Annotated in this window: 21 protein-coding genes and 1 pseudogene; 1 reads left to right on the forward strand and 21 read right to left on the reverse strand. The window is 71.0% G+C overall.

Translation table 11 applies throughout. The features are described from left to right. Positions 1 to 170: 170 nt before the first annotated feature. The 4 genes from ABH926_RS34475 to ABH926_RS34490 all read right to left on the reverse strand — a co-directional run bounded on the left by ABH926_RS34475 (position 171) and on the right by ABH926_RS34490 (position 3,321). A complete protein-coding gene (locus ABH926_RS34475) occupies positions 171 to 974 on the reverse strand; it encodes a glycoside hydrolase family 75 protein (RefSeq protein ID WP_370370156.1) in 804 nt (267 codons plus the stop codon). Between the two features lie 167 nt (positions 975 to 1,141). Beyond that, the gene (locus ABH926_RS34480; protein ID WP_370370157.1) at positions 1,142 to 1,573 is read right to left on the reverse strand and encodes a VOC family protein; all 432 of its coding nucleotides are present in this window, start codon (positions 1,571 to 1,573) and stop codon (positions 1,142 to 1,144) included. A gap of 34 nt (positions 1,574 to 1,607) precedes the next feature. Next, complete coding sequence (rlmN, locus tag ABH926_RS34485; RefSeq protein ID WP_370370158.1) at positions 1,608 to 2,765, reverse strand: 23S rRNA (adenine(2503)-C(2))-methyltransferase RlmN; 1,158 nt, start codon at positions 2,763 to 2,765, stop codon at positions 1,608 to 1,610. Between the two features lie 4 nt (positions 2,766 to 2,769). Continuing rightward, positions 2,770 to 3,321 carry a PadR family transcriptional regulator gene (locus ABH926_RS34490; RefSeq protein WP_370370159.1) on the reverse strand — a complete coding sequence of 184 codons (552 nt, stop codon included), beginning with the start codon at positions 3,319 to 3,321 and terminating at the stop codon, positions 2,770 to 2,772. 89 nt (positions 3,322 to 3,410) lie between these two features. Between ABH926_RS34490 and ABH926_RS34495 the strand changes: the two genes are divergently transcribed. Further along, entirely contained in the window at positions 3,411 to 4,193 is a 783-nt protein-coding gene (locus tag ABH926_RS34495) for an alpha/beta fold hydrolase (protein ID WP_370370160.1), read from the forward strand. Between the two features lie 102 nt (positions 4,194 to 4,295). On the opposite strand, the gene ABH926_RS34500 is transcribed toward ABH926_RS34495, so the two are convergent. From ABH926_RS34500 to lepB, 17 genes and pseudogenes are all read right to left on the reverse strand, one after another. Further along, the gene (locus ABH926_RS34500) at positions 4,296 to 5,387 is read right to left on the reverse strand and encodes a phosphatidate cytidylyltransferase (RefSeq protein WP_370370161.1); all 1,092 of its coding nucleotides are present in this window, start codon (positions 5,385 to 5,387) and stop codon (positions 4,296 to 4,298) included. 158 nt (positions 5,388 to 5,545) lie between these two features. After that, positions 5,546 to 6,067, reverse strand: coding sequence for a ribosome recycling factor (gene frr / locus ABH926_RS34505; protein WP_370370319.1), 522 nt, complete (start codon positions 6,065 to 6,067; stop codon positions 5,546 to 5,548). A gap of 142 nt (positions 6,068 to 6,209) precedes the next feature. Continuing rightward, positions 6,210 to 6,974: a UMP kinase gene (pyrH, locus tag ABH926_RS34510; RefSeq protein ID WP_370370162.1), complete on the reverse strand. Its 765-nt coding sequence runs from the start codon at positions 6,972 to 6,974 to the stop codon at positions 6,210 to 6,212. 54 nt (positions 6,975 to 7,028) lie between these two features. Then, a complete protein-coding gene (gene tsf / locus ABH926_RS34515; RefSeq protein WP_370370163.1) occupies positions 7,029 to 7,859 on the reverse strand; it encodes a translation elongation factor Ts in 831 nt (276 codons plus the stop codon). Between the two features lie 101 nt (positions 7,860 to 7,960). Next, the gene (gene rpsB, locus ABH926_RS34520) at positions 7,961 to 8,971 is read right to left on the reverse strand and encodes a 30S ribosomal protein S2 (RefSeq protein WP_370370164.1); all 1,011 of its coding nucleotides are present in this window, start codon (positions 8,969 to 8,971) and stop codon (positions 7,961 to 7,963) included. A gap of 331 nt (positions 8,972 to 9,302) precedes the next feature. Next, positions 9,303 to 9,707 (reverse strand): GPI anchored serine-threonine rich family protein, encoded by a 405-nt coding sequence (locus tag ABH926_RS34525; RefSeq protein ID WP_370370165.1) that lies wholly within the window; start codon positions 9,705 to 9,707, stop codon positions 9,303 to 9,305. A gap of 125 nt (positions 9,708 to 9,832) precedes the next feature. Further along, a complete protein-coding gene (locus ABH926_RS34530; protein ID WP_370370166.1) occupies positions 9,833 to 10,468 on the reverse strand; it encodes a M23 family metallopeptidase in 636 nt (211 codons plus the stop codon). A 299-nt stretch (positions 10,469 to 10,767) separates the two neighbouring features. Then, positions 10,768 to 11,340 (reverse strand): annotated as a pseudogene (locus ABH926_RS34535) (TetR/AcrR family transcriptional regulator); the annotation flags it as partial. Positions 11,341 to 11,453: 113 nt separating this feature from the next. After that, a complete protein-coding gene (gene whiG / locus ABH926_RS34540) occupies positions 11,454 to 12,230 on the reverse strand; it encodes an RNA polymerase sigma factor WhiG (RefSeq protein WP_370370320.1) in 777 nt (258 codons plus the stop codon). 424 nt (positions 12,231 to 12,654) lie between these two features. Next, positions 12,655 to 13,611, reverse strand: a complete 957-nt coding sequence (locus ABH926_RS34545) for a tyrosine-type recombinase/integrase (protein ID WP_370370167.1) — start codon at positions 13,609 to 13,611, stop codon at positions 12,655 to 12,657. Positions 13,612 to 13,887: 276 nt separating this feature from the next. After that, the gene (dprA, locus tag ABH926_RS34550) at positions 13,888 to 15,078 is read right to left on the reverse strand and encodes a DNA-processing protein DprA (RefSeq protein ID WP_370370168.1); all 1,191 of its coding nucleotides are present in this window, start codon (positions 15,076 to 15,078) and stop codon (positions 13,888 to 13,890) included. 616 nt (positions 15,079 to 15,694) lie between these two features. Further along, on the reverse strand, positions 15,695 to 17,248 hold the full coding sequence (locus ABH926_RS34555) for a YifB family Mg chelatase-like AAA ATPase (RefSeq protein ID WP_370370169.1): 1,554 nt from the start codon (positions 17,246 to 17,248) through the stop codon (positions 15,695 to 15,697). After that, a complete protein-coding gene (locus ABH926_RS34560) occupies positions 17,245 to 17,763 on the reverse strand; it encodes a hypothetical protein (RefSeq protein ID WP_370370170.1) in 519 nt (172 codons plus the stop codon). Before ABH926_RS34560 ends, ABH926_RS34555 begins: the two co-directional genes overlap by 4 nt. A 1-nt stretch (position 17,764) precedes the next feature. Beyond that, the gene (locus tag ABH926_RS34565) at positions 17,765 to 18,238 is read right to left on the reverse strand and encodes a YraN family protein (RefSeq protein WP_370370171.1); all 474 of its coding nucleotides are present in this window, start codon (positions 18,236 to 18,238) and stop codon (positions 17,765 to 17,767) included. A gap of 208 nt (positions 18,239 to 18,446) precedes the next feature. Continuing rightward, entirely contained in the window at positions 18,447 to 18,755 is a 309-nt protein-coding gene (locus tag ABH926_RS34570) for a DUF2469 domain-containing protein (protein ID WP_012785735.1), read from the reverse strand. A 40-nt stretch (positions 18,756 to 18,795) separates the two neighbouring features. Beyond that, on the reverse strand, positions 18,796 to 19,470 hold the full coding sequence (locus ABH926_RS34575; RefSeq protein WP_370370172.1) for a ribonuclease HII: 675 nt from the start codon (positions 19,468 to 19,470) through the stop codon (positions 18,796 to 18,798). 115 nt (positions 19,471 to 19,585) lie between these two features. After that, entirely contained in the window at positions 19,586 to 20,941 is a 1,356-nt protein-coding gene (gene lepB / locus ABH926_RS34580) for a signal peptidase I (RefSeq protein WP_370370173.1), read from the reverse strand. Positions 20,942 to 21,026: the final 85 nt, after the last annotated feature.

Here is a 21,026-nt window from a genome sequence, read left to right on the forward strand (position 1 = left end):
GCGGGCCGGGGGGTCCTGGGTGTAGGTCTGGGGGGTGGGGGGCCGCTTCCGGGGGGGCGCGGGGGTTTCCCCCCGCGCCCCGGGGGGGGGGGGGCGGGGGGGGGGGGGGGCCCCCCCCCCCCCCGGCGCCGGGACGTGCTCGGACAGTGGGGGTTGTCCGGGACCGGCTGTCAGCCGGCCATCGCCGCGCCGAGCTGGTTCAGGGCCTTCTGGACCAGGGCCTGGGCGTTGTTGTTCAGCTGGGCGTTGGTGCCGTTCACGACCCAGCTCTTGCCGGACAGGATCACGACGGTCACGCCGTTGTCCACGCCGCCGGTGGTGCCGCTGCTCGGGATGCCGAGCAGCGAGGCCGCCTTCACGGACGCCTCGCCGAGCTCACGGGAGTCGTTGGACGAGGTGGTCTGGTCGTTGCCGGTCTGGGTGTCGCCGAAGATGGCACCGATGACCTTGCTCTTGTAGAAGACCAGCGCGAACTGCCGGCCCGATATGCCGTGCTCCTTGTAGAAGAAGTGCGGGCACGGGGTCTTCTTGTCCCAACAGTCGTCGCCGAGGACGAAGTACGGCACATGGTGCGCGGCCAACTGCTTGCCGGCGCTGTCCTGGAAGGTCGTGTCGCCCTGGTGGTCGGGATCCGGATCCGGGTCGCTGCCGTCGTCGTCGATGGCCATGCTCGAGGTGTACGTGAAGACGCCCGCCGTCGGCTGGTACACGTTGACGTTCATCGCCCGCGTCATGGTGTTGATGTGGGGCTTGGCGTTGACCTTGGTCGAGGTCGTCGAGTTCTTCTTGATGTCGGCCAGCACTTGGGCGGCCGTGTACGTGGTCGCCGGCGCGGCGGCCGCGTCCGCCGTCACGGCGTGCTGGGCCGCGGCGGCATGGGGCACCGCGGCGTGGGCGTTCGCGACGGCGAACTGGGTGGCGAGTGCGAGAGCTCCGACGGATCCCAGAGCTACGCGCATGCGGATCGATGGCATGGGGTGGGGGCCTCCATCTTTCGTCAGTAAACTTTCCTAACGAGAATCGAAGCATCCTTATCCCGGGAGCGCAATGACTTTGACAAGATCTTCTTTAGGAAATCTTCATTCAGGGCATTGACGCAGCTCAGATCCGGTGCGAGCGGTATCAAGCCGCTGAGGGAGGATCAACGCGATGAGCCAGGAGCCGCCGACCGGGCCGCCTCCGGCGCCACCACCTCGATCTCGAATCCCGCCGCGTCGGTCAGGTAGGCCGCGTAGTGCTCCGGTCCCCCGGCGTGCGGGTACACGTCGGCGAACAGCTGCTGCCAGCCGTGCGCCGGGCCCGCGGCCTGGATCCGGTCCACGGTCGTCTCGTCGGGCGCGTGCACGGCGAGGTGGTTCAGGCCGGGCCGCATCCGGTCGTACGGCAGCCCCGGCCGGACCGCAGAGGACTGCTCGATGACCAGGTACGAGTCGCCGATCCGCCAGCTGCGCCCCTCGGACCAGTTCTGGTAGAGCTCCCAGCCGAGCTCGCCGAGCAGCCAGGCCCAGGAGGCCTCGACCGCCCGCAGGTCCTCCACCCAGATCTCGACGTGATGGAATCCGATCGGCGGCATGGGCCCTCCCGGCGTTGGCGCGGTGTACGGCCCCCTACTTCACCGCTGCCGCGAGCTGGCCGCAAGCCCCGTCGATGTCCCGGCCCCGGGTGTCGCGCACCGTCACCGGCACGCCCCACTCGGTCAGCCGGCGGACGAACTCGGCCTCGTCCTGCGGCCGCGAGGCGGTCCACTTCGAGCCCGGGGTCGGGTTCAGCGGGATCAGGTTCACGTGCACCAGCTTGTTGCGGAGCATGCGGCCCAGGCGGTCGGCGCGCCAGGCCTGGTCGTTGATGTCCTTGATGAGCGCGTACTCGATGGAGACCCGGCGCTTGGTGACCGAGGCGTAGCGCCAGGCCGCGTCGAGCACCTCCGAGACGTTCCAGCGGGTGTTCACCGGGACCAGGGTGTCGCGCAGCTCGTCGTCCGGGGCGTGCAGGGAGACGGCCAGCGTCACCGGGATCGCCTCGGCGGTCAGCTTCTCGATCGCCGGGACCAGGCCGACGGTGGAGACCGTGATGTGCCGCGCGGACAGGCCCAGGCCGTCGGGCACCGGCTCGGTCAGCCGCCGCACGGCGCCGATCACCGCCTTGTAGTTGGCCAGCGGCTCGCCCATGCCCATGAACACGACGTTGGAGACCCGGCCCGGGCCGCCGGGGACCTCGCCGCGGGCCATCGCCCGGGCGCCGGCCACGACCTGCTCGACGATCTCGCCGGTGGACATGTTCCGGGTCAGGCCGGCCTGGCCGGTGGCGCAGAACGGGCAGTTCATGCCGCAGCCGGCCTGCGAGGACACGCACATCGTGGTGCGGTCGCGGTAGCGCATCAGCACCGACTCGACGGTCGCGCCGTCGAACAGGCGCCACAGGGTCTTGCGGGTGGTGCCGCTGTCGGCCGTCTGCTCACGGATCGGGGTCAGCAGCTTCGGGGTGAGGATGCCGGCCAGTTCCTCGCGCTTGGCGGCCGGGACGTCGGTCCACTCGGCCGGGTCGTCGGCGAGGTGGCCGAAGTAGTGCTTGGAGATCTGCGCCGCCCGGAAGCCCTGGTGGCCGAGGTCGGCCAGCGCCTTCTTGCGCTCGGCCGAGGTGAGGTCGGCCAGGTGGCGCGGCGGCTTGGCCCGGCGCGGGGAGGTGAACGTCAGCTCGCCGGGGCGCGGCGGCTTCGGCGCGATCGTGACGTCGACGGCGGGCGTTTCGGGAGCTTCTGCAGACATAGTTTTATAAGTTTCCCACGTTCTCGTGCCCGCTCTTGACATCCAGCTCCCCGATCGTCGCGTTCAGCCACTCCAGCTCGGTGATGCTGGTCGCACGTGCGATGCGCAGCATGCCCCGGCGGAAGGGGTCCTCGACGTCCTCGGCGCTCAGTGCGTGGTCGCCTTCGTAGAAGAAGCTGGCCGGGGCGCTCAGGAACTCCAGACGGCGGCGCAGGACCACCGCCTGCGCCGCGGGGTCGTCGAGGTGGCGCAGGAACGCCAGCAGGCAGAACCAGTGGTTCTCATCGGTGATGAAGACGTCCCCGGGCGCGGCCAGCAGACGCAGCAGCTTGGCCCGGCCGGCGTCGGTCAGCTCCAGCATGTGCCGGGGCGCGGCGACCCCGGACTCCAGCTCCTTGGTCAGCAGGCCGGCTTCCAGGAGGCGCTTGATCGCGGGGTAGAGCGTGCCGTCGGCGATCGGCCGGATGTGGCCGGTGAGCGCGGCCAGGCGCTTGCGCAGCTCGTAGCCGTGCAAGCGGGACTCGAACAGGAAACCGAGGATGGCGAACTCCAACACGGGTTGAGGATACCTCGGTGCCGATGTATCTTCATGCCCCGACACCGATATATCTCGGAGCCGATGTATTCACAGGAGAGGGCATCCCCATGACGCTGCACGCTGCCGAAGTCCGCGCCGACGGCTCCGCGATCCGCTGGACCGAACTGCCCGGGGCCGAGCCGGCCCGCGTCTACCTCCACGGCCTCGGTGGCAGCTCCAGCCACTGCTTCGCCGAGGTCGCGAGCAGCGACGGCTTGCGCGGCCGCCGTTCCCTGCTGCTGGACCTGCTCGGCCACGGCATCAGCGACCGGCCGGCCGACGCCGACTACACCGTCGAGGACCACGCCGACTGGATCGCGACCGCGCTTCGGGCGGCCGGCGTGTCCGGCGCGCAGGTCATCGCGCACAGCATGGGCGGCTCGATAGCGACCGTGCTGGCCCTCAGGCACCCGGACGTGGTGGCGAGCCTGGTCCTGATCGATTCGAACCTCGATCCGGCCCCGGAGATCCCGCGTCCCGGCTCCTCCCAGATCGCGCGTTACGGCGAGACCGTGTTCCTGCACGGAGGCGGCTATGCGGAGACGCTGGAGCGCGTGAACCCGGGATGGCGCGCGACGATGCGGCTGGCCGGCCCGGTGGCGCTGTACCGCAGCGCGGCCAGCCTGGCGAAGTTCGAGGGACGCGCGATTCTGAAGAACCTGGACATCCCGCGGGCCTACCTGTACCCGCAGGCCGACGGCCCGCTGAAGGGCGCCGACGGACTGATCGCCGCGGGGGTTCACGTCATAGCGCTGCCGGATTGCGGACACAACATCACGCTGGACAATCCGGCCGGCTTTGTTGAGGCGGTTCTCGCGGTCGAGGCGGCTTCAGCAGTACTCGCTGCTTAATAGAGATCTTCTCTAATAGCCGGCGGCCCTGTGCGATATCCCTAAAGGGAATCGCACAGGGCCGCCGCGCTACGCCGCTCTATGTAGCTCCGTATCAGAGCTCTACTTCCATCCCAGGAACAAACTCAGTAACAGCCAGGCCACCGGCACCGTGGCCAGCATCGAGTCCAGCCGGTCCATGATGCCGCCGTGGCCGGGGAGCAGGTTCCCCATGTCCTTGATCCCGAGGTCCCGCTTGATCACCGACTCGATCAGGTCGCCGAGCGTGGCCGCGGCGACCCCGGCGATGCCCAGCAGGACGCCCTGCCAGACCTTGCCGTCCAGCATCTGCGTGATGCCCACGGCGCCCACCGCGGCGGTCACGATCAGCGAGCCGGCCAGGCCCTCCCAGGTCTTCCCGGGCGAGATCTTCGGCGCCAGCTTGTGCTTGCCGAAGAAGACGCCGGTGGCGTACCCGCCGGTGTCGTTGGCGATCGGGAGCGTCAGGAACAGGATCACGCGCTTGTAGCCGTTGTCCTGGGCCAGCATCAGCACCGCGAACGAGGCCAGCATCGGGACGTAGACCAGGGTGAACAGGCCCGCGGTGGCGTCGCGCAGGAAGCCGTCCGCGCCCTCGGCCATCCGCCAGACCAGCACCGCCAGCGCGGTCATCGCCAGCACCGCGACCATCGCGGTCGGGCCGCCGAACCAGGAGCCGGCGATCATGCCCAGCCCGCCGACGGCGATCGGCGGCCAGGGCACCCGGACGTCCCGGGTGGCCATCGCCTGCGCCAGCTCGCGGACGCCTATCACCACCGCGATCGCGACGACCACCGCGAACGCGCCGCGCAGGAACAGCGTGCCGAGCAGGACGGCGCCCAGGCCCACGCCGACGCCGATGGCGGCCGGCAGGTTGCGCCCGGCCCGGCCGGAGGGCTTGCCCGGGGCGGCGCCGGCGTTGCCGGGGGTGCCGCCGCCCGCGCCACGCGCTCCGGCGCCGGAGGGGCCGGGACTGCCGGGACCGCCGGGACCACCGTCGCCGGGGCCGCCCGCGCCGGGACCGGGGCCGCCGGGACCGCCGGGACCACCAGGGCCACCAGGGCCACCAGGACCGCCGGAGCCTCGCGCACCGGCGCCGGAGCGCCCGGCGCCGCCGCCTCCCGGCCCGCCGCCGGGGGCCTGGGCCTCACCGCGCCTGGTCTGCGTGGATGCCATGCGCCCGCACCATCCCCTACTCGCCCCTCGTGAACTCCTCCGCACTCCCCGCGTGAACTCGGTGAGAAAACGCGACGGACCGGCAGCGATCATAGCCGCCGGTCCGTGCTGTACGTCGGAGCGCCTGCCTGGCTGCCAGGTGAGAGCCCTGGAAGGGCTCAGACCTCCAGCAGCTCGGATTCCTTGTGCTTGAGCATCTCGTCGATCTGCGCGGTGTGCTTCTGCGTCAGCTCGTCCAGGTGCTTCTCGGCGCGGCGCACGTCGTCCTCGCCGGCCTCGCCGTCCTTGGCCAGCTTGTCCAGGGTCTCCTTGGCGTGCCGGCGGATGTTGCGGATGGAGATCTTGGCGTCCTCGCCCTTGGCGCGGGCCACCTTGATGTACTCCTTGCGGCGCTCCTCGGTGAGCTGCGGGAACACCACGCGGATGATCTGACCGTCGTTGGTCGGGTTCACGCCCAGGTCGCTGTCCCGGATCGAGCGCTCGATGGCCCCCAGCGCCGTCTTGTCGTACGGCGAGATGACCACCATGCGCGCGTCCTGCACCTGGAAGGACGCCATCTGGCTCAGCGGCGTGGCGGCACCGTAGTACTCGGCGGTCAGCTTGCTGAACATCGCCGGGTTGGCGCGGCCGGTGCGGACCCCCGACAGATCGTCCTTGGCGACCTCGACGGCCTTGTCCATCTTCTCCTCTGCGTCGAGGAGGGTCTCATCGATCACTTGGGGGCTCCCTAGAAGTCTTCGCGCTCTGCTGTGTCCATGACAAAGCTCAAGCGCAGCTTAGTGCGTTCGCGGCCGGCGGTACCGAAACGGTGCGGGGTCGGGCTCAGTGCGCCGGTCCGATGACGGTCCCGAGCTTCTCCCCGCGGATCGCCCGCGCGATGTTGCCCGGCTGCAGGCCGAACACCACGATCGGCATGCCGTTGTCCCGGCACAGGGAGACCGAGGTGGCGTCCGCGATCTTCAGATTGCGCGCCAGGAACTCGTCGTAGGACAGCGTGTCGTACTTGACTGCGTCCGGGTTCTTGTTCGGATCGGAGTCGTACACGCCGTCGGTCCCCTGCTTGGCCATCAGGATGGACTCGGCGTGGATCTCCAGCGCGCGCTGCGCGGCGGTGGTGTCGGTGGAGAAGTACGGCATGCCGGCGCCCGCGCCGAAGATCACGACGCGGCCCTTCTCCAGATGCCGGATCGCACGGCGCGGGATGTAGGGCTCGGCGACCTGGCTCATGGTGATCGCGCTCTGCACCCGGGTGGGGATGCCGACCTTCTCCAGGAAGTCCTGCAGCGCCAGACAGTTCATGACCGTGCCCAGCATGCCCATGTAGTCCGCGCGGGAGCGCTCCATGCCGTGCTGGGACAGCTCCGCGCCGCGGAAGAAGTTGCCGCCGCCGACCACGACCGCGACCTCGACGCCGCCCTCGGAGACGACGTCCGCGATCTCCTTGGCGATGCTCTTGACGACTTCCGGGTCCACGCCGATCTGCCCGCCGCCGAATACCTCGCCGGAGAGCTTGAGCAGAACCCTGCGGTTCTTTTCGGTACGCGAAGGAACCGCCGCCGTGTCGGTTTCCTGATTGGTTTCCTTCACAGCAGCGGCTCCTTCGACGTAGCTATTCGGTGCTCTTTAGTTTTTCAGATTCCGTCAGCTACCGACGCGGAAGCGCGCGAATCGCTTGAGCGAAACGCCGGCCTCGTCGAGAACCTTGGCGACGGTCTTCTTCGGGTCCTTGGCGAAGGCCTGCTCCAGGACGACGTTCTCCTTGAAGAAGCCGTTGACGCGACCCTCGACGATCTTCGGCAGCGCGGCCTCCGGCTTGCCCTCCTCGCGGGAGGTCTCCTCGGCCAGACGGCGCTCGTTCTCCACGACGTCGGCCGGGACCTCGTCGCGGGTCAGGTAGGACGGCGAGAACGCGGCGATGTGCTGCGCGACGTCCTTGGCGACCTCGGCGTTCTCCTTGTCGAGCTCGACCAGGACGCCGATCTGGGCCGGGATGTCCGGGGAGGTCTTGTGCAGGTAGGAGGCGACGTAGCCGTCGTGGAACTGCGCGAAGCGGCGCAGCTCGATCTTCTCACCCAGCGTGGCGTTGGCCTCGTCCAGGTAGACCTGCACGGTCTTGCCCGGCTCCAGCTCGGAGGCCAGCAGCGCGGTGACGTCGGCCGGCTTGGCGTTCACGACGTGCGCGAGCACGGTGGCCGCGACGGTCTGGAACGCCTCGCCCTTGGCGACGAAGTCGGTCTCGCAGTTCAGCTCGATCAGGGTGCCGGCCACGCCGTCCACGGCGCTGGCGACCAGGCCGTTGGAGGCCGAGCGGCCCTCGCGCTTGGTGACGCCCTTCAGGCCCTTGACGCGCAGGAACTCGACAGCCTTGTCGAGGTCGCCGTCGGTCTCCTCCAGCGCCTTCTTGCAGTCCATCATGCCGGCGGCCGTCAGCTCGCGGAGCTTCTTGACGTCGGCGGCGGTGTAGTTCGCCATTGTTAGTCGTCCTTAAGTGGATCGGCGTGGATCGGCTTCTCCGGTGCGCCGGGCGGGGTCACCGCCCGGCGCACCGCGGAAATCAAACCAGTCGGACCGGTTCAGCCCTGGGCGTCCTCGGCCGGGGCGGCCGGGGTCTCCTCGGCCGGGGCCTCGGCGGCGGCCGGAGCCTCGGTCGCGGCCTCGGCAGCCGGAGCCTCAGTCGCGGCCTCGGCAGCCGGAGCCTCGGCAGCCGGAGCCTCAGCGGCGGCAGCCTCGGCAGCCGGGGCCTCGGCGGCAGCAACCGGAGCCTCGACCGGCGGCACCGTCGCGGCGTCGGCGGCCTTGGCGTCGTCCACGGCCAGCAGGTCGCGCTCCCAGTCGGCCAGCGGCTCGTCGACGGCCACGGTGCCGGCCTGCTCGCCCTCGGCGGCCTTGTTGCCGGCGCGGGACATCAGACCGTCGGCGACGGCGTCGGCGACCACGCGGGTCAGCAGGGCGACGGAGCGGATCGCGTCGTCGTTGCCCGGGATCTTGTAGTCGACCTCGTCCGGGTCGCAGTTGGTGTCCAGGATCGCCACGACCGGGATGCGAAGCTTGCGAGCCTCGCCGACGGCGATGTGCTCCTTCTTGGTGTCCACGATCCACACCGCGGACGGGACGCGGGTCATGTCCCGGATGCCGCCCAGCGTGCGCTCGAGCTTCTCCTTCTCACGGCGCATGACCAGCAGTTCCTTCTTGGTCATGCCGGAGGACGCGACGTCCTCGAAGTCGATCTCCTCCAGCTCCCGCAGGCGCTGGATACGCTTGTAGACGGTGCTGAAGTTGGTCAGCATGCCGCCCAGCCAGCGGTGGTTCACGTACGGCATGCCCACGCGCGTCGCCTGCTCGGCGATGGCTTCCTGGGCCTGCTTCTTGGTGCCGATGAACATCACCGTGCCGCCGTGCGCGACGGTCTGCTTGACGAACTCGTAGGCGCGGTCGATGTACGACAGCGACTGCTGCAGGTCGATGATGTAGATGCTGTTGCGCTCGGTGAGGATGAAACGCTTCATCTTCGGGTTCCAGCGCCGGGTCTGATGCCCGAAGTGCACGCCGCTCTCGAGGAGCTGACGCATCGTGACGACGGCCATGCCGTGTCCTCCTTGGTCGGTCTCGGTTGTCCCTGGTGACCGGCATTCACGGCGGCAAGTGCGATGACCTGTCGCCGAGCAGACCCGCGGCGCTGTACCGCTCGCCGGGCTTGCGCGGGGAGGGCGGACCGAGGCGCCTCGGGGCCGTCTCGCCTTGCGGTTGGACGGCTGCCGGACACGCGAAGTCAGCCAGAGGGGACTCCAGCTGCTGGGAGCAGTCTACCGGGCCGCGGGGAGGAGTTTTCCCACGCGACCCGGAGCCGAGCGGACACGGTGCGTGCTATTTCCCCTAAAGAGGGTCCGCTAAGGGCAGTCCGTTAGGGGCAGTCCGCTAAGAGGGCTCGGCGATGGTGAGCGCGTGACTGTAGACGGTCAGCGGATCCGCGCTGGAGATGCTGATGGCGTAGTCGCCCCCGGGCGGCACATCCGGCACCTCTATGGTGACCTTCTTCTTGGCCGGGTCCACACCACTGGCCAACGTGAAGAACGCCAGCTGCCCGAAGTTCGGCCCCGACTGGTCCCCGGTCTGCCGCACCAGCGCCACATCCAACGGCTGCCGCACGTCGCCGCGCAGATCCCAGGTCACATCGATCTCCTCGGCGGGCACCCACACCGCGTCGTCGCCGGGATAGGTGATCTCCAGCCGGTCGGCGTTCGGGAAAGCGGGCGAGGTCGGATGCATCAGCACCTCATCGACCTCGGCGTCCAACTTCCCCAGCTTCTTGCCCAGGCTCATCGGCTCAGCCTCACTTCTCGCTCACTAGCGGATCGGAATCCCGGACCGGCGTTCTCGGCCCGCGATCGACGCTAGGCGGGGCGATAGAGGAGCGCTCACCCGAATTGCGCCTTGTGAGTCTGCGCCTACCTCACCCCCCACACCGGCAACAACCGCACCGGCCCACGCTCCAGCAACCTGACGGGATCGAGGTAGCGCTCAGCGTGCCCGAACCCCCGCACCAGACCCCAGTGCAGACACGTCCGCGGTGCACAGTGACCGGCGGGCGAGTCGACGAGATGGCCGATGAGCTGACCGGCCCGCACCTTGTCCCCGACCCTCACCGCGGGATCGACCGGCTCGTAGGTGGTCCGCAACGTGTCCCGCCCCGGCGCGGTGTGGTCGATGGCGACGACGGGACGACCGAAGAGCGTCCCGGCGTAGCTGACGGTGCCCTCCCCCGCCGCCAGCACCTCCTGCCCGGGACCGCCGAGGAGGTCGACGCCACGATGACCCGCCTGCCAGCGCTTGGCCGGCGGCTGGAAGGGATGGACGATGACGGGACGGCGGGCGCCGGGAGGCGGGGTGAGCGGCCAGGTCCAGGTGCGGGCGGGGTTGGCACTGGCGCCGACGCCGGCGGAAGCAGCGGGCGGCCCCGAGGCTTTGGCGACCGGAGCGGATGCTGCGGAGAGCAGCCGCGGACCGGAATACGCGAGCGCCGGCAGCGCGACGGAGAGCGCGGTGGCGACGGCGGCGAGCGCCAGGGTTCTGCGGAGGCGCATGCGGACAGGATGGTCAGGGACGGGGGTGGTGTCACGCTGTTTGGGTGCTTTCGGGGGATTTGCGCGATAGTCAGAGCATTGGGATGCGAGCCCTGAGCTTTCTGCCCTCCGCCCTCCGCTCCCCGCTCTATGCCCGCCGCTCCCCGCTCTATGCCCGCCGCTCCCCGCTCTCCCCGCCCTTTGCTTCCTCGCCCGCGGTATCAGGTCGCCGATGTCGCGCGGCGCCGCGTGGACCCCCCGGGTTGCGGTCGCGTCTGGCCCGCCTGGGCGTTCATCGCCTGGGTGTGCCGCCGTGCCGAGCCCAGCCCGCCGAACAGGACCATCGACACAGCGGTCTCGGTGACCTCGCCGGGGTCGGCCCCGAGGCTGATGCGCTTGGCGGCGGCGTCGACCGTGCCCTGGATCAGCGACGCGGCCAGGCGCGGCTCGGGGTGGCCCAGCGCCCGCAGTACGCCGATGCCCAGGTCGAGCAGCCAGCCGTGGGCGGCCCGGATGCGGTCGCGGGCGTCGCCGTCGAGTTCCTGGCCCGACAGCGCCAGCAGCGCGCGGTGCCCCGGCTCGGAGACCAGGCCCAGCTGGCGCCGCACGTAGGCGGCGAGCTGCCGTTCGGCCGTCGTCTCGGCCGCCATCGCCGCCCGCACCTCGCCGATCCAGGCCGGGAACTCGTGCGCGACCAGCGCCTCGATCACATCGGCCCGCGATTTGAAGTACTCGTACACACTCGAGCGCGCCAAGCCGGTCGCCTTGGCCAGCGCCGGGAACGTCAACGCGGCGACCCCGCCCTCCGCCACCAGATCGCGCGCCGCCTCCAACAGGGCGCGGCGTTGCATCTCCCGGTGCTCGACGACAGTGGCGGCACGGATCCTGGGCATGCGAACTAAGGTGCCGCGTCCATACACATGTACACAACCCGGCGTTGAGCACGGTCCGACGAAGGTCCTGCTCCCGCTCCGATGCCGGCTCTACTCAGCTCTACTTTCCGGCTCTACTCCTTGGCCGACAACTTGCCCCGCAGCGTCAGCACCGCCTTGGTGTGAATCTGGCACACCCGACTCTCACTGACCCCGAGCACCTCGCCGATCTGCGCGAGCGTCATCCCCTCGAAGTAGTAGAGCGTGACAACCGTCTTGTCCCGGTCCGGCAACGAGTTCACCGCCCGTGCCAGCAAAGCCCGCGTCTCCTGCACCTCGAACAGCGCGACCGGGTCGGGCGCGTCGCCGTCCTCGAGCGTCTCCATCAGCGGAATCCGGTCCCCGGACTGCGTCGGCAGCGCCAGCAACTCGTCGAGCGCCGCGACGTTCACCAAAGACAGCTTGCTGAAGATCTGCCGCAACTCCCCCAGCCCGATCCCCAGCTCCCGCGCGATCTCGGCCTCACTCGGCGTCCGCCCGAACTCCTGCTCCAAACGCACGGAGGCCTGCTCGATCTCCCGCGCCTTCTGCCGCAACGACCGCGGAATCCAGTCGAGCGCCCGCAACTCGTCGATGATGGCGCCGCGGATCCGCGCGATGGCGTAGGTCTCGAACTTGACGTGCCGATGCGGCTCGAAACGCTCGATCGCATCGATGAGCCCGAAGATGCCGGAGGAGACGAAGTCGGCGGAGTCCAGCGCCCCGGGCAGGCCGACGCGAACGCGGCCGGCGACGTACTTCACCAGCGGGGAGTAGTGGAGGATGAGGCGCTCGCGCAGGCCCGGGTCGCCGGTGCGCTTGAAGTCGTCCCAGAGGGTGTCGAGGGCGGTGTCGGGGGTGGGTTTGGCGATGGGTGGGCTGCCGGCTGGCTCGGCGGTGGAGTTGTCGGCTGGCTTTTCGGCTGGCTTTTCGACTGGCTTGTCGGCAGGTTTGTCGGCGGCCCGGGGTTCCTGTGCTGCGGGGCGGTCTGCTTCGGTGGCGCGGGCCGGGTGGTCGGCAGGCTCGGCGCGGCCGGACCCGTCGGCTCGCTCGGCACGGTCGGCACGGTCGGCAGGTTCAGCGTGGCAGGCCCGGTCGGCATGGCTGGCACAGTCTGCGCGGTCCGTGTGCTCGCCGAGGGGGCGGTTGCCGTCGCTCGGCGGCGGCACCGTCATGCCCATGGCCCGTTCGCCCGGCGGGTGACCGGCGCGGGGCCGCGGGGCAGCCGCGTCCTGCGGCGCCGCGTCGGCGGCGCCGGGGGCCGCTGCGGGCTGCGCCTGGTCGAGGACGCTGTCCTCACGCCCGCGGGTGGGACTGGGCATACCGTGCCTTGATCCGCTCTGCCGTCACATGGGTGTAGATCTGGGTTGTTGCGAGCGTAGCGTGACCGAGGAGCTCTTGAACGTCACGAAGATCCGCGCCCCCCTCGATCAGGTGAGTCGCGGCGGTGTGGCGGAAACCGTGGGGGCCGGTGTCCGGGGTGTTGGGGGTCGCGCGCAGGCGTGCGTGGACGAGGCGGCGGACCACGGCGGGGTCGATGCGGGAGCCGCGGGCGCCGAGGAAGACCGCTTCGGTGGTGGTGTTAGTTGTGGTAGCGGCGGTGGTGACAGTTTTCTGGTTTCCCCCATTGGCCCGGGCAGCGGCCAGCACGGCGCCGCGAGCGCCGGCGGCGAGCCACGCGCGCAGCGCACGCTCCGCGGGCACGCCGAAGGGCACCGTCCGGTCGCGGCCGCCCTTGCCCGACAGGCGGGCGGTGCGCCGGGCGAAGTCCACGTCGTCCAGGTTCAGGGCGCACACCTCGGAGACGCGGGCCGCCGTGGCGTACAGGAACTCCAGGATGGCCACGTCGCGGAGTGCCAGCGGGTCCTGTGGGTGCGTCGCGGCGTCGTCGGCTGCCGTCGCCAGGGCGTCGGACATCTGGCGCTGTGAGAGCACGGCCGGCAGCGGGGAGCGCGGTTTCGGCGTCACCAGGCGGACCAGGCCGGGCGCTGAGGCCTGGCGGCCCCACGCTCGGGCTGCTGCGGTGCGGCGTGCGAGCGTTGCGCGGGCGGCTCCTGATGCCGCCGTCTCGGCGAGCCAGGACCTTGCGACGTCCAGGCCGATGCGCTCCGGTTCGGGGACGCCGGCGCGCTCGGCGAATCCGAACAGGTCCACGAGGTCGGCGATGTAGCCGCGCACCGTGTGCGGGGACAACCTGCGCGCCCGCAGATCCTCCTCGAAGCGGTCCAGGGCCGCCCGGTACGCGTCGTCCACGTCACCAGCCTACGTCGGATGACGCTCGAGGAGCAGGTCGGCAGCCCGGGCAATCGCTACGGGATCCGGCCCGCGCCAGGTGACGGCTCCGCCGCGGCGGTTCCGTCCCCGGGCGCGGCGCGCGGACGTGCGCGGTGCCGAGGTGGCGGGGTCGGGGTGTGGTCGATCGCGGCTCCTTTCTCGATGCGGGATCAGGTTCGGGTTCGGGATCGGGTTCGGGTGCTGAGTCGGTGGCGAGGTTCGTGACGAGGTTCGTGGCGAAGCCGAGAGTTGCGTTCAGGGAAGCAGGCGGGCGCACCACCCCCTCTCGTCCCGATCCACCCAGCCGGCGGCGGCAAGACGGCCCAGCGCCGCGTGCACGGCGCGTGGTTCGAGGCCGGCGGCCAGGGCGACCTCGACGGTGTCGAGCGTGCCGCGGCCGGCGATCGGCAGGGCGTCCAGCGCACGCGCCGCGATCGGGTCGAGGGAATCGCGGGGACGGCGGCGGCTGGCGTGGCTTGCCTTGGTGGGCTCGGCCAGGTCGGCACCGAGGTCGCCGAGGTGTTCGATGACTTCGGCGGCCCGGGTGACGAGCAGGGCGCCGTCGCGGATCAGCTGGTGGGTGCCTTCGGAGGCTTCGGAGGTGACCGGGCCCGGCACCGCCAGCACAGGACGGCCGAGTTCGTCGGCGAGGCGCGCCGTGACGAGGGATCCGCTGCGGGCCGCCGCTTCCACGACGACGGTTCCGAGCCCCAGCGCGGCGATCACGCGATTGCGGTCCAGGAATCGGAAGCGGCTGACGGCGGTACCCGGCGGCAGCTCGGAGAGCACCAGGCCGTCGGAGGCGATCGCGCCGATCAGCGCCTCGTGACCGGCGGGATAGACCAGGTCGATGCCGCAGGCCAGGGCCGCGACCGTCACGCCGCGGGCGGCCAGTGCGCCGCGGTGCGCTGCTCCGTCAATACCCCGCGCGGCACCTGAGATGACAGCCCAACCGCGTTCGGCCAGGCCGGCCGCGATCTCGCCCGCGACGTGCATGCCGTAGCCGGTGGCGATGCGGGCCCCGACGATCGACACCCCGCGTTTCGCGGCCGCGACCAGGTCGGCCGTGCCCAGGAACCACATGCCGAGCGGTGCCGTGTCGCCGAGGTCGTCGAGCGCCGCCGGCCACTGCTCGTCGACGGGGATGACGTACCGGGCGCCGGTCTTCTCGCCGACCGCGAGATCGGCGTCGGGATCGGCGCGGTAGCAGCGGGTCTGGAGGGTGTGGGCGCGGCTGATGAGGGCCGCACGGTCGGCGGCCGACTCCTCGTCGTGCGGCGGGAGGAGATCGGCGGCGCTCCCGGCGAGGATCGCCGAGGCGACGGTCGGGGCGCCGAAGCGCGCGACGAGGCGGCAGAGCAGGGCGTCGCCGGGCTCGGAGGCGTGATGGAGGACGAGGCGGGCACGGCGGTCGGCGGCGGTGGGGTCGTGGGGCTCGGACGTCACGAGGACGGGTTCGGGTGCGCGGCGGGAGGCGAGGGTTGCCGTGGGCTGAGGGGGTGGTGGCGGCTCGGCGACCGATTCCGGGCTGGGTTGCTCAGACGGCGCGTGGGCGGGTTCCGGCGCTGCGCTGGGCGAGCGGTTAGTGGCTGCGTAGAAGAGCGATGTCGGCGAGAGGAGGGGCTTGCTGGAGGAGGTATCCGGGGGTGGCGATGCTGCGGGCGCGTAGTAGAGCGAGGTCGGTGACAGGAGTGGGGATTCCGGGCTGTCGGAGGGTGTTGAGGTGTCGGAGGGTGTTTGGTCTGTCTGGGGTGTCGTGCTCGCGGAGAAGAGCGAGTCGGGGGCGAGAAGCGAAGGCTCGGGAGCGGATGAAGGCGCTGAGTCAGGTGGGTCAGTCGCGTCAGTCGCGTTGGCGCTCGCAGGGAACTGTGGTGCCAGCGCTAAGGGCGACGGCGAGGGCGGTGGGGCGGGTTCGGGTAGAGCTGCCGGCTCGACTACCGGCCAGGAGGGCAGGGTCGCGGTGACCGTCAGGTCGGGGCTCGCCATCGGGTTGGGGTTCGGGGCGTCGGGTGAGGCCAGGAGGGAGGTCATGGTGGGCTCCGGGGTGTCGGGGGCGGATGGATCAGGCTGCGAGTTGGCCGGGGAGGCCTTGGCGGAAGGCGAGGGCGGTGGCTACTTCGTCGGGGCCTGGGCGGGGGCGGCCGGTGAGGTCGGCGAGCGTCCAGGCCACGCGTAGGAGGCGGTCGTAGCCGCGGGCGGTGAGCGTGCCGGCTTGGTAGCGGGCTTCGATGTCGGTGAGGCTTGCGGGGGCGGGGGCGAAATCGGCGCGCAGGGCGCTGCCGGGTATTTGGGCGTTGGTGGTCCAGGGGCGGTCCGTGTAGCGGTGGACGGCTCGGGCCCGGGCTTCGAGGACGCGGTCGCGGACGTCGGCGCTGGATTCGCCGGGGAGGGCGCCGAAGAGTTCGGCGCGTCCGACGGGGTGGATGGCCAGGCGGAGGTCGATGCGGTCGAGGAACGGACCGGAGAGCTTCTGGGTGTAGCGGCGGCGGGCTTCGGGGGTGCAGGTGCAGTGGCCGCCCGCGGTCCCGGCGCGGCCGCAGGGACACGGGTTCATGGCCGCGACCAGCAGAAATCTGGCGGGGAAGACGACGGTGCCGGACGCCCGGGCGATCACGATCTCGCCGGCTTCCAGGGGTTCGCGCAGGGCTTCCAGGACGGCGCGCTGCATTTCGGCGATCTCGTCGGCGAACAGGACGCCGCGGTGGGCCCGGCTGATGGCGCCGGGGACGATGCGGCCGCTGCCTCCGCCGACCATGCCGGCGACGGTGCAGGTGTGGTGGATGCTTTGGTACGGCGGGTCGGTGATCAGGGGCTTGTCATAGGGCAGGGTGCCGGCGATCGAGTGGAGTGAGGACACCTCCAGGGCCTCGGCCTCGGCCAACGGAGGCAGGATCGAGGGCAGGCGTTCGGCCAGGAGGGTCTTGCCGGCTCCGGGCGCGCCGGCCAGGAGCAGGTGGTGCCCGCCGGCCGCGGCGACTTCGAGGGCGCGGCGGGCGTCGTGCTGGCCCAGGACGTCGGCCATGTCGGGCAGGGGACGCTGCGGGCGGAGGGGGCCGGTGCGCGGGGCGGTGTCCATCGGCAGGGGCTCGGCGTCGGGGACCTCGGTGCCTTGGAGGAACGCGACGACCTGCGCCAGGGAGCGCAGACCGTGGACTTCGAGGCCGGATATCTGGGAGGCCTCCAGCGCGTTGGGCTCCGCGACGACGACCCTGCTCAGACCGTGGTCCCGGGCGGCGAGCGCGGCGGGGAGCACGCCGCGGACCGGGCGCAGGCGGCCGTCGAGGCAGAGCTCGGCCAGGAACATGGCGCCGTCCAGGGCCAGCTGGCTGATGGTGCCGGCGGCGGCCAGGGCGGCGGCGGAGACGGCCAGGTCGAACGCCGAGCCCTGCTTGCGGACCCAGGCCGGCGACAGGCCGACCATGACGTTGCCGTCGGGCCAGTGGTGGCCGGAGTTGTAGGTGGCGGCGCGGGCCCGGTCGCGGCACTCGGACAGGACGGTGTCGCGCAGGCCGAGGATCTGGGTCTTGGTGGCGCCCCGGGTGACGTTGACCTCGACCTCGACGACGATGCCCTGGGTGCCGTTGAGGGCCACCGCGTGGGTGCGCGCGACGCTCATGGCCGGGCCGCCTGGAGACGGGCGCCGGGACAGGTGGCGATGCTGCGGCGGTGGCGGCCACGGTAGGCGGGGAGGGCGGAGGGCCCCGAGAGGGTCGGGGCCAGGCGGATCGCGGCGGCGACGAAGGCTTGGGCGACACGGTGCTGGTCGGAGGGTACGGAAGGGTCGGCGAGGCACGGGGGCGGGGGCGGGGGCGGGGTGGCGATGCAGGCGGCGATGGCGAGGTTGGTTCCGGGCCCGATGGTGATGGCGGCGGCCTCGGAAATGGAGGTGGCGGTGGAGGTCGCGAAGGCGACGGCGATGCCGGTATCGAAAGTGGCGGCGGTGGCGCTCGGGGACGAAGCGGCAGCGCTGGAACAGGCGAGCGGCGGCGTGGCGATGGCATTGGCAGTGGCGGCAGCGCTGGAGCAGACGAGCGGCGGCATGTGGGTGGCAGCGGCCGCGACCGTGGCCGTGCAAGCCGCAGCGCCGCCGGAGCAGCCGCCAGACGTCGCCGCGAAGCCGATGGCGCGCATCTCACACCGCCTGCAGGTGGTCGATGAGGGGCTCGGTGCGGCCGTCGGCGGGGAACAGGAGGCCGATGACGTCCAGGCGGATGCCGCGGACGCCGCGGGGCAGGTGCTGGCGTACTGCGGGGTCGAGGCGGTGTTCGGCCAGCCAGCGGTTGGTCAGTTTCCACAGGCGGGCTCTTTTGGCGTCGGTGACGGCGTCGAAGGGGCGGCCGCCGGTGCCGGCGCGGCGGGCTTTGACCTCGACGGTGATCAGGAGGTCGGAGGCCAGGGCGATGATGTCGAGTTCGCCGCGGACGTCGGGGCCGCGCCAGCGCCAGTTGCGGTCCAGGACGCGGTAGCCGCAGGCGGACAGGTAGGCGGCCGCCAGGTCTTCGCCCTCGCGGCCGAGTTGGCCCGGCGACAGGGTGCTGTGGTCGGCCGCTGACGGGAAGTCCGTCAGGTAGTGCTCGACCTCCAGGAATGGGGTTGTCCCGGCCACGGCTGCGCTCCTCCCGGTCTTTGGCCGGCCCGCTTTCGGGCCGCTCGTGATCGAGGGTCGCCCGGGGCGGGGGTGCTGGGCCAATGGCGGGTCGGGGGCTGTGGATAAGTCGGGGGGAAAGGGGACGCCCGTCACTCGTGTGGCCCAATGGGCCCGCGTGACGGGCGGTTTTGTTGCTTGTTCAATTAGATGTGCGGCCGGCGGTCTCTCAGTCGGTCGGGACTTCCAGGTCGCTCTTGGCCAGTTCCTCGACGTTCACGTCCTTGAAGGTGACCACCTTCACGTTCTTCACGAACCGCGCCGGCCGGTACATGTCCCACACCCAGGCGTCGGCCATGGTCACCTCGAAGTACACCTCGCCGTCGGCGGAGCGCACGGCCAGGTCGACCTGGTTGGTCAGGTAGAAGCGGCGCTCGGTCTCGACCACGTACTTGAACAGGCCGACCACGTCGCGGTACTCGCGATAGAGCTGGAGCTCCATCTCGGTCTCGTACTTCTCGAGGTCCTCAGCGCTCATGCCCACGCTCCCCTTGGTCGGTCTTCAATCACAGTCATTGTCACCCACAACGCGGGGAAACGTTCGCCACGTTGGCATATGTGAACCGGTGCTCCGCACAGGGCCCGTGCTCGGTCAACGCTGCCTGGTGGGCGGGCGTGGAGTAGCCCTTGTGGACCTCGAAGCCGTACGCCGGATAGCGCTGGGCCAACTCGGTCATCATGCCGTCCCGCACCGTCTTGGCCAGCACCGAGGCGGCGGCCACGCAGGCGGCCACCTGGTCCCCCTTCCACATGGCCAGGCTGGGGCAGGGAAGTCCGTCGACGCGGAATCCGTCGGAGAGCACATAGGCCGGGGAGACGTCCAAGCGGGCCACGGCGCGGCGCAGCGCTTCGATGTTCGCCTGGTGCAGGCCCAGGCGGTCCACCTCCGGGGCCGGTATGGCGACCCACGCATAGGACAGCGCGCGCTTCTCGATCTCCACGCGGACCCGGTCGCGGGCCTTCTCGGTGAGCAGCTTGGAGTCGGACAAGCCGGGGATGCGGCCGCCTGCCCCGGGGCGGAGGATCACAGCACCGGCCACCAGCGGCCCGGCACAGGCGCCCCGGCCGGCTTCGTCAGCGCCGGCGACCTGAGCGAACCCGGCACGCGCCAGAGCGCGCTCGTAGCCGTAGATTCCCGCGTCGGAGCGGATGGCTACGCCGCGCGGCATCGAGAGTGTGGGCGTAGTGGTCATCGTCTATAACGTACAGCGCCCCGGGGACGACAATGGCGGCCGCAGCGGGAAGTCCGTGCCGCGACCGCCATTGACCATGAGGTCAAATCACTACAAAAGTAGTGAAACTACAGCTCTAGTTGGACAGCAGGTCCAGCTTCTTCAACTTGCGACGGCGCCGCACCACGGTGATCGGGACCGCCATGGCGAAGGCCGCCACCGGCACCGCGCCGGGCGTCTCCAGCGCCTGGAAGCTCTTCTTGAACGTCGAGGGCACCGGCAGCGTGCCGAAGTGCGACGGCGGCCAGACCTTCAGCACCGCCACGCCGACCACGTTGCCCAGCGGGACGAAGCCGCCGGTCGGGCCGTTGATGTGGGCGCGGGAGTCCACGGACACCTCGCGGTGGTCGCCCATGACCCAGATCTTGCCCTGGGGCACGTGCACCTCGAAGGGCTCCATCGACGGCAGGTTGCCCGGGTACAGGTACCCCGACTCCTGCAGCGGGACGCCGTTGACGGTGACCGGCGCGCCGTTGCCGGCGCACTTGACGTCGTCGCCGCCGACGCCGATGACCCGCTTGATCAGGTCGCCGTTGTCCTCCGGCAGCAGGCCGACCGCGGTCAGGGCCTTGCTGAAGACGTTCTTCGGCTTCACCGGCTCGCTGTCCAGCCAGCCGCCCGGGTCCTGGAAGACCACGATGTCGCCGCGGTTGGGCTCGTGGCCCATCCAGTTCGTGAACCGGTTCACCAGCACGCGGTCGTTGATCTCCAGCGTGTTCTGCATCGAGCCGGAGGGGATGACGAACGCCTGGACCAGGAAAGTCTTGATGATGAAGGCCAGCACCAGGGCGATGGCCAGCAGGAACGGCAGTTCGACGATGAACGGCCGCGGCTTCTTCGGGAACGCGAAGTGCCACACCGCCACGAACGGCAGCAGGACCCACTGCCACCACGTGCGGGGCCCGGCCGGCGCGGCCGGCTCGGGGGCCGGCTGCTCGTCCTCGGGGGACGGCGAGACGCCCTCGGAGCCGCCCTGGGAGTCGGGACCCTCGGGGCCGCCGAAGCCCGAAGGACCGGAAGGACCGCCCGGACCGCCGGGATCCTCGGAACCGCCGCCGGGGCCGCCGGAACCGCCGGGACCGCTGTGCCCCGCGTAGTCCCCGTAGCCGCCTTGCCCGGCGTAGCCGCCCTGACCACTCTGACCGCTCTGGCCGTCGTAGCTACCTGGCGCGGGGTATCCGCCCTGCGCGGGGTAACCCTGACCGGCATAGCCGCCCTGCGCGGGGTATCCGCCCTGGCCCGCGTAGCCGCCGGCCGCACCGGACTGGTCGTAGCCCGACGACGGCGCGTACCCGGAGGACGCCGCGTAGCCGGCCCCCTGGTCGTGCGCCCCGTAGCCGGCACCCTGGTCGTGTGCCGCCTGGTCGGGGCGCGGGACCCCGGCCTCGCCGCGGCCGACCGGGTTGTCGGCGGTCTCCGAGCTCTCGTCCACTGTCACAGTCTGCCCTTCCGCTGACCCGCCAGGCCCGCTCCGCTTCGCTTCCGCCTGGTCCATGTCGCTGTTTCCTTCGCAGTCC

This window comes from Catenulispora sp. GP43, assembly GCF_041260665.1.
GTDB lineage: Bacteria > Actinomycetota > Actinomycetes > Streptomycetales > Catenulisporaceae > Catenulispora.

What these genes read in the sequence shown, in the direction of transcription:
- ABH926_RS34555 (WP_370370169.1), bottom strand. Translation starts at nt 17,248, where the DNA reads ATGAGCGTCGCGCGCACCCACGCGGTGGCCCTCAACGGCACCCAGGGC.
- tsf (WP_370370163.1), bottom strand. Translation starts at nt 7,859, where the DNA reads ATGGCGAACTACACCGCCGCCGACGTCAAGAAGCTCCGCGAGCTGACG.
- ABH926_RS34560 (WP_370370170.1), bottom strand. Translation starts at nt 17,763, where the DNA reads ATGCGCGCCATCGGCTTCGCGGCGACGTCTGGCGGCTGCTCCGGCGGC.
- ABH926_RS34500 (WP_370370161.1), bottom strand. Translation starts at nt 5,387, where the DNA reads ATGGCATCCACGCAGACCAGGCGCGGTGAGGCCCAGGCCCCCGGCGGC.
- ABH926_RS34575 (WP_370370172.1), bottom strand. Translation starts at nt 19,470, where the DNA reads ATGACCACTACGCCCACACTCTCGATGCCGCGCGGCGTAGCCATCCGC.
- rlmN (WP_370370158.1), bottom strand. Translation starts at nt 2,765, where the DNA reads ATGTCTGCAGAAGCTCCCGAAACGCCCGCCGTCGACGTCACGATCGCG.
- ABH926_RS34530 (WP_370370166.1), bottom strand. Translation starts at nt 10,468, where the DNA reads ATGCGCCTCCGCAGAACCCTGGCGCTCGCCGCCGTCGCCACCGCGCTC.
- frr (WP_370370319.1), bottom strand. Translation starts at nt 6,067, where the DNA reads ATGGACAAGGCCGTCGAGGTCGCCAAGGACGATCTGTCGGGGGTCCGC.
- ABH926_RS34480 (WP_370370157.1), bottom strand. Translation starts at nt 1,573, where the DNA reads ATGCCGCCGATCGGATTCCATCACGTCGAGATCTGGGTGGAGGACCTG.
- ABH926_RS34495 (WP_370370160.1), top strand. Translation starts at nt 3,411, where the DNA reads ATGACGCTGCACGCTGCCGAAGTCCGCGCCGACGGCTCCGCGATCCGC.
- ABH926_RS34570 (WP_012785735.1), bottom strand. Translation starts at nt 18,755, where the DNA reads ATGAGCGCTGAGGACCTCGAGAAGTACGAGACCGAGATGGAGCTCCAG.
- rpsB (WP_370370164.1), bottom strand. Translation starts at nt 8,971, where the DNA reads ATGGCCGTCGTCACGATGCGTCAGCTCCTCGAGAGCGGCGTGCACTTC.
- ABH926_RS34475 (WP_370370156.1), bottom strand. Translation starts at nt 974, where the DNA reads ATGCCATCGATCCGCATGCGCGTAGCTCTGGGATCCGTCGGAGCTCTC.
- ABH926_RS34525 (WP_370370165.1), bottom strand. Translation starts at nt 9,707, where the DNA reads ATGAGCCTGGGCAAGAAGCTGGGGAAGTTGGACGCCGAGGTCGATGAG.